The sequence below is a fragment of the Actinomadura sp. CNU-125 genome (assembly GCF_001942465.1).
Taxonomy (GTDB): Bacteria; Actinomycetota; Actinomycetes; order Streptosporangiales; family Streptosporangiaceae; genus Spirillospora.
In genome coordinates, this window is record NZ_MKJY01000281.1 from 1 (window position 1) to 6,798 (window position 6,798).

The following is a 6,798-nucleotide window of genomic DNA, read 5'->3' on the forward strand; positions in this document are numbered from 1 at the left end:
CGGGTCCGGGGCGCCGCGCAGCAGCTCGCGGTGCGGGCGGCCCAGTAGCGGGCGGGCGCGGCCAGCGCCCGGGCCGTGCCGCGCCCCAGCCAGTACAGGGTCTCGTAGCGGACGACGTGGTCCGGGTCCGCGAGCAGGACGGGCGCGGCCTGCAGCCGCGCGGGCCGTCCGGCGAACCGCAGCAGGCGGTGGGCGGCCGCCCGCCGAACCTGGACGGCGGGGTCGGTGAGGGCGGCGTGCAGCATCGGCTCGATCCAGGGGACGTCCTTGTGTTCGCGGCCGAGCCCGGTGACGGCGGCGGCGCGCACGTCCGGGTCAGGATCGCGCAGGAGGGGGCGGGCGGCCGCCACGGCGGCGTTCCGCCGGTCGTCCGGCGTGTAGGGGCCGGTCGGGAGCCTGCCTAGGGCCGCCGCGCGGGCTCGGGGGTCGGGGTCGGCGAGGAGTTCGCGCAGCTTGGGATCCGCCCGCAGGGCCGCGGCCGCCGCGGCCCGGACCTCCGGGTCGGGGTCGCCGATCAGCGGACGGAGCGCCGCCTCGGCCTCCGCGTGCTCCACCTCCGCCGAGCGGGCCACCGCGCGGACCGCGATGCCCCGGACCCGCGCGTCCCGGGTCGCGCAGCAGCGGCAGCGCGTAGCGGCCCACGTCGCCGCGTACCCGCGGCAGCGCCCAGGCGGCGGCCGCCCGGACGCGCGCGGACGGCGCGTCCAGGGCCATCTCCGCCAGAGCCTCGCAACTTCGCGGCAGCGCCTGTTCCGTCCGCCGGTTGCCGGTGGTCGCCGCGAAGGCGTGCGTGGCCCAGAGGACTTCGTCCTGGTCGGAGTCGTCACGTTCGTTGGGGAACAGCCGGTCTTGGCGATCGAAGTCCGAACCGGACCGGTACCGCCGCGCGGACGGGTCGTCCAGCCACTCCTCGTACCAGGCGAGGAAGTCCGGGGCGGGGTGGTAGATCGGCGGGAACCAGTCGCGGCTCGCGTCCACGAGGACGACGCGGCCGCGCCCCGGGCCGGACAGGACGAGCCGCGACTCCGGTTCGGCGGTCTCGTGGTACTCCCACTCGATGTCGTGCTGCCGCGCGAGGGGGATGCTTCCGCGGTAGGGGGACCAGTACGTCCACTCGGTCGCCTCCTGGGTCCACGTCCCCGGCAGGTCGCCCGGCCCGTAGGGGAACTCCCCCGCGAGCCGGGTGTCGCATCGGCCGAGGTCGAGCGCCCGCAGTCCCTGGTACGGGCCGGGGCCGCCGTTGCCGATCGTGGTGACGAACCGGCGGTAGCCGTCCGGCAGTCGGATCCCGTTGAGTTCCTCGAACGCCGCCACCCGCTCCTCCCGCGGCGGCGGGCCGAACGCGGGGAGGCGGCCGTCCGCCCGGAGGGTCTCGAGTTTCGCCGTCACCCGCGCCAGCCGCTCTTCGATCATCACCGGTCGGACGAGCGGCGGCGGGCGGCGGTTCCCTCCCGGGCGCGCGGGGCGAGGCGGGCGAGTCCGCGGTGGCGTGGACGGCCTGGATCTCCAGGGCGATCGCGATGGTGTCGCCGAGCATGACCTTGTCGCCCTGCAGCGGGACGTTGAACTCGATGCCGAAGTCGCTGCGGCTGATCGACGTCGTGGCGGTGAAGCCCGCGCGGGTGCCGCCCCACGGGTCGGGGCTGATGCCGTGGAACTCGGTCAGCAGCCGGACGGGACGGGTGACGCCCTTGATCGTCAGCTCGCCGTCGATGTGGTAGCGCGGGTTGCGGGCGCGGCGGCCGATCGCGGCGCGTTCGACCCCGTGCCCGACGAACGTCATGACCGGGTGGTTCTCGACGTCGAGGAAGTCGGCCGAGCGGACATGGGCGTCGCGCTCGTCGCTGCGGGTGTCGATGGAGGCCATCCGGATCTCGGCGAGCGCGGACGAGTCGAGCGGGTCGTCCCCGATCTCCACCTCCCCGCCGAAGTCGGTGAACGAGCCGCGCACCGTGGTCATCAGGTGCCGCACCGTGAACGTGATCTCCGAGTGCACCGGGTCGACGGTCCAGCGCCCGGCCTCGAGGTCGGTCACCTCGGCCCCCATGGATCCCCCCAAATAGTGACAACCCCGAAAAACTACCTCACATCGCCCAAGATCGCCCCAATCGGATGGTGTCTGACCTGCCGCTCGGGGGGAATGCTCCGCATGTGATCGGAGACCACGTCCTCGTCGGATACGTCCATGACACCGGCGGCCGGGAGGCGCTCGACCTCGCGCGCGCGATCGTCGCGGTGACCGGCGGCAGGCTGAGCGTCGCGACGGTCCACCCGCCCGACCGGCCGGGCGCCGCGAGCGAGGCGCAGACCGTGCTGGCGCAGGCCGCCGCGCTCCTCGACGAGGAACCCGCCGAGCTGCACGCCCAGGAGGGACGCAGCGTCGGGCGCGGGCTGACCGCGCTGGCCGGGCGGATCACGACGTCATCGTCGCCGGCTCCCCTGAGGGCGGCGCGCACGGGCGCATCGGCGTCGGGGCGGCCGCCGACCACCTGCTGCACTCGGCCACGGAGGCCGTGATGCTCGCCCCGTCCGGGTACAGCCCGCGCGACGGCTTGGACCGGATCACCGTCATGTACGTGCGCCGCCCGCAGTGCGACGAGGCGGTGGTGCGCGCGGCGGTGGCCGCCGAGCGGCTCGGGGTGCCGCTGCGGCTCGTCACGCTCTGTCTCGGCGAGGACCCCGAACGGCTCCGCGACGACCAGGCGCTGGCGATCAGGCTCGCGCTGGAGGCGGCCGACGTCCCGTCCGAGGACGTCACCGCCGACCTCGCCGAGGGCGCCGACGTCGCGGCCGCGATGGACGACGTCGTCTGGGCCGACGGGGAGCTCCTCATCTGCGCGTCCAGCGAGGACGCCGCCGCGCACCGCGTCTTCCTGGGCGAGGTGGCGCTCAAGGTCCTGCGGGCGGCGCCGTGCCCGGTGACCGTCCTCCCGAGGGGCTACTTCTGAGTAGTCGAAATTGACGGCTTCCCCGGTTCGGCTTGCCGCCCCCTCTTTACCTCGACTACATTCCGTCGAGATCAGAACGTGACCTTGATCGGGGGGAACGGGTTTGGACCCCATCGGCGAGAAGCTGCTCGAAGTGGCCCGCGAGGAACTGGGCTACACCGAGAAGGACGACGGTTACACCAAGTTCGGCGACTGGTGGACCGAGAAGATCGACGACGACCACAACCCGTACTTCACGACGGCGCCCTGGTGCGACATGTTCCTCGCCTGGGCCGCCGACAAGGCGGGCGTCACCGACCAGGCGGGCCAGTTCGCCGCCACCCCCGACCACGCCAAGTGGTTCGAGGAGCACGACGCCTGGGGCGACGAGCCCGAGCCCGGCGCGATCGTCTTCTACGACTGGAACGGCTCGGACGACCTCGACCAGATCGACCACGTCGGCATCGTCGAGAAGGTCGAGGGCGAGACGCTCCACACGATCGAGGCCAACGCCGACGGCTACAAACTGATGCGCAAGACGCGCGACATGGACCACGTGGTCGGCTTCGGCTACCCCGGCAAGGTCCAGGTGGCGCAGAAGTACACGCCCAAGCACGCGGCGCCCGCGCCGAAGGTCGACCAGCTCGCCAACCCCCGGGCGGCGACCGGTTCGCACGAGCAGGACCACGGCTCGTCCGGCGGACAGCAGCTTCCCGTCCAGGAGGTCGCCCTCGGCGGCGTCCTCGCCCTGGTCCTGTGCGGCACCGCCGCCCTCGCCGTCGCCGCGCGGCCGCCGCCAAGACCCCGACCGCGCCGCCCATCCGCGTCCGCAAGCGCGGCAGGCACCACCGGCCGGCCGCGCCCGTCGTGCCCGCCGCACTCCCGGCCGACGTCGCCCCCGCCGACCTGGACGCCGCCGAGGCCGGCACCACGATCATGCCCGCGCTGTCGCTCGCCGCCGCCCACGAGGCCGAGGACCGCGAGTTCTGGGGCCGGATCGCCCACCTCGAAGAGGACAGCGAGCTGGCGTTCTGGAACTCGCTGCACGCCGAGAGCACCGACTCCGCCACGGACGAGTACGCAGCCGCTCTGAAATTCCGCTAGAGTTGTCCATGTCGCCAGGGGGAAGCCCCCGGCAGACAAGCGGACGTGGCTCAGTTGGTAGAGCATCACCTTGCCAAGGTGAGGGTCGCGGGTTCGAATCCCGTCGTCCGCTCTGAATGAGGCCCCAGGCGGCCTCGCTCTGGTGGAGTGGCCGAGAGGCGAGGCAACGGCCTGCAAAGCCGTGTACACGGGTTCAAATCCCGTCTCCACCTCGCGACGCGTTTGCGCAAGGGCGATTAGCTCAGTGGGAGAGCGCTACCTTGACACGGTAGAGGTCACTGGTTCAATCCCAGTATCGCCCACCATATCGGTGTGCCCTGCTCACAGAGGCTGCTTCTGCGGGCTCGGCGTCTCGTCGTAGGCGGTCTGCCGGCGAGACGAGCGGAACCGAGCGTCAGGAGCACGGCCGCGACGGCCAGCACGACGCTGAGGAACAGGTAGTAGACGGCGTCCGGCAGCGGGTCCGAGAAATGCACCACCCGGCTGCCCACCGCGACGCCCAGGGCGCAGAACAACCACCACAGGCCGATCACCCGGTTCCGGAACGCCGGGGGCGCGGCGTCGGCGGCGGCGCTGATCCCGACCGGGCCGAGGGTGATCTCCCCGCACGCCAGCAGCAGGAACACGCACACCAGCCAGAGCGGTGACACCGGGCCGTCCGACGCCGCCGCGGCCGCCAGCGACATCACCTGGAAACCCGCGGCGGCGAACGCCAGGCCGAGGACGAACTTCACCCGCACCGACGCGCGGGCCCCGAGCCGCAGCCACAGCATCGCGAACAGCGGCGCGGCGACCAGGATGAAGAAGGGGATCGCCGACTGGAACCAGGCCGCCGGGATCGTGACGCCGAACTGGGTCCGGTCCGTCGCGTCCTGCGCGAACAGGTTCAGCAGGGACCCCGCCTGCCCCACGCCCATCCAGAACAGCGCGGCCGCGAGGAGAAGGCGGAAGTAGCCGGACAGGCGCGGCCTCGCGGCGGCCATGTCCGGGTGGCGGCGCAGCGCGCGGTACCCGACGAACGGCACCACCATGGCGGTGAGGCCGAGACCGGCGAGGACGTGCCCGATCGCGAAGGTGCCGAGGGCGACGTCGGCGGCCAGCGCGGCGGCGGGGACCGCGACGACGAGCCCCGCGCGCCGGACGACCCGCAGGAGCTCCGGCCGGGAGATCGGATTGGACGGCGCCGCGCCCGCGTCCCCGAACGACGAGCGGCCCGCGGCGAACTGGGCGACGCCCAGCGTCATCCCCACGCCCGCCGCGAGGAACCCGGCGTGCCAGCTCACCGTCTCCCCGAGCAGGCCCGTCACCAGCGGGGCCAGCAGCGCGCTGACCTGCACGCTCATGTAGAAGAGCGAGAACGTCGCCTCCCGCTTGACCGCCTCGCCGCGCCCGTAGAACCGGGTCAGCAGCCCGCTCATGTTCGGTTTGAGGATCCCCGTTCCGATCGCGATGAGGGCCAGGCCCAGGAACGTGCATCCCCGCACCGGCAGCGCCATGCAGTAGTGGCCGGACGCGATGGCGACCGCCCCGTACAGGACGGCGCGGCGCTCGCCGAGGACGCGGTCGCCCAGCCATCCGCCGGGCAGCGCGAGCATGAACACCATCGCCATGTACACGCCGAACAGCGCCGCGGCCGTCGTCCCGGGGAGCCCGAGCCCGCCCTCGGCCACGGGGTCCGCGGCGTAGAGGACCAGGATCGCCTGCATGCCATAGAAGCTGAAGCGTTCCCACACGTCGGTGAGGAACAGCGTCACGAACCAGCGTCTGCCTACCACGGGCCCAACGGTCGTCCGGGCCGTTCGAACCGGGCTTGAGGACCGCTGGAGCCCGCCCTACAGCCCGAGCCGAGAGGTTCTCCAGCCGGGTCCGGGAGCGTCGCGTCCATGACGAACACGGACGCAGTGGCGGTCGTCGGCATGGCCTGCCGGCTGCCGATGGCGCCGGATCCGGCCGCCTTCTGGGACCTGCTGTGGAACGGGCGGCACGCGATCACCGGCGTCCCGGACGGACGCTGGGACGCCGAGGGCGCCCCGGAGCGGGGCGCCTTCCTCGACGACGTGGCGGGATTCGACCCGGTGTTCTTCGGGATCGCGCCGCGCACCGCCGCCGCGATGGACCCGCAGCAGCGGCTCGCGCTGGAGCTGGCGTGGGAGGCCGTCGAGGACGCCGGGATCGTGCCGGGCTCGCTGCGGGGCGGCCGGACCGGCGTGTTCATGGGGGCGATCTGGGACGACTACGCCGCCCTGCTGCACCGGCGGGGCGCGGCGGCGATCACCTCGCAGACGATCACCGGCGTGCACCGCAGCATGATCGCGAACCGGGTGTCGCACACGCTGGGGCTGCGCGGCCCGAGCATGGCGCTGGACACCGGGCAGTCGTCCGGCCTGGTCGCGGTGCACATGGCCGTCGAGAGCCTGCGCGCCGGCGAGTCCGACACCGCGATCGCGGGCGGGGTGAACCTGAACCTGCTCGCCGAGAGCGCCGTCACCACCAGCCGGTTCGGCGGCCTGTCGCCGGACGGGCGGTGCTACACCTTCGACGCCCGCGCGAACGGCTACGTGCGCGGGGAGGGCGGCGCGGCCGTCCTGCTGAAACCGCTGGAGCGGGCGCTCGCCGACGGCGATCCCGTGCACTGCGTCATCGCCGGGAGCGCCGTCAACAACGACGGCCCCGCACCCGGCCTCACCGTGCCGAGCGCCGCCGCGCAGGAGGACGTGCTCCGCAGGCGTGCGAGCGCGCCGGGGTCCGGCCCGCGGACGTCCAGTAC

At 73.3% G+C, this 6,798-nt stretch carries 7 protein-coding genes, 3 tRNA genes and 1 pseudogene; 7 read left to right on the top strand and 4 right to left on the bottom strand.

Features of this window, described 5'->3' with window-relative positions:
- From BJF79_RS62045 to BJF79_RS62055, 3 genes and pseudogenes are all read right to left on the bottom strand, one after another.
- Positions 1-350 (bottom strand): HEAT repeat domain-containing protein (locus tag BJF79_RS62045; RefSeq protein ID WP_262402711.1); only part of this gene is annotated, 350 nt, incomplete at its 3' end.
- Positions 316-1,413 carry an SMI1/KNR4 family protein gene (locus BJF79_RS62050; RefSeq protein WP_262402712.1) on the bottom strand — a complete coding sequence of 366 codons (1,098 nt, stop codon included), beginning with the start codon at positions 1,411-1,413 and terminating at the stop codon, positions 316-318. The genes BJF79_RS62045 and BJF79_RS62050, both read right to left, overlap by 35 nt.
- 142 nt (positions 1,414-1,555) lie before the next feature.
- Positions 1,556-2,047: pseudogene (locus BJF79_RS62055) on the bottom strand (YceI family protein); the annotation flags it as partial.
- 104 nt (positions 2,048-2,151) lie between these two features.
- Between BJF79_RS62055 and BJF79_RS62060 the strand changes: the two are divergent.
- The 6 genes from BJF79_RS62060 (at position 2,152) to BJF79_RS28715 (ending at position 4,336) form a co-directional block, all read left to right on the top strand.
- Complete coding sequence (locus BJF79_RS62060; RefSeq protein ID WP_262402708.1) at positions 2,152-2,517, top strand: hypothetical protein; 366 nt, start codon at positions 2,152-2,154, stop codon at positions 2,515-2,517.
- Positions 2,517-2,948, top strand: a complete 432-nt coding sequence (locus BJF79_RS62065) for a universal stress protein (RefSeq protein WP_262402709.1) — start codon at positions 2,517-2,519, stop codon at positions 2,946-2,948. The genes BJF79_RS62060 and BJF79_RS62065 overlap by 1 nt, the downstream gene beginning before the upstream one ends.
- A 103-nt stretch (positions 2,949-3,051) precedes the next feature.
- Entirely contained in the window at positions 3,052-4,020 is a 969-nt protein-coding gene (locus BJF79_RS28700) for a CHAP domain-containing protein (RefSeq protein ID WP_262402710.1), read from the top strand.
- Between the two features lie 50 nt (positions 4,021-4,070).
- Positions 4,071-4,143, top strand: a tRNA-Gly gene (locus BJF79_RS28705).
- A gap of 29 nt (positions 4,144-4,172) precedes the next feature.
- Positions 4,173-4,243: transfer RNA gene (locus BJF79_RS28710), tRNA-Cys, on the top strand.
- An 18-nt stretch (positions 4,244-4,261) separates the two neighbouring features.
- A tRNA-Val gene (locus BJF79_RS28715) sits at positions 4,262-4,336 on the top strand.
- On the opposite strand, the gene BJF79_RS28720 is transcribed toward BJF79_RS28715, so the two are convergent.
- The gene (locus tag BJF79_RS28720; protein ID WP_075902039.1) at positions 4,307-5,806 is read right to left on the bottom strand and encodes a peptide MFS transporter; all 1,500 of its coding nucleotides are present in this window, start codon (positions 5,804-5,806) and stop codon (positions 4,307-4,309) included. The two genes, BJF79_RS28715 and BJF79_RS28720, sit on opposite strands and share 30 nt — an antisense overlap.
- A gap of 108 nt (positions 5,807-5,914) precedes the next feature.
- On the opposite strand from BJF79_RS28720, the gene BJF79_RS28725 reads away from it, so the two are divergent.
- Positions 5,915-6,798 (top strand): polyketide synthase (locus BJF79_RS28725; RefSeq protein ID WP_143220249.1); only part of this gene is annotated, 884 nt, incomplete at its 3' end.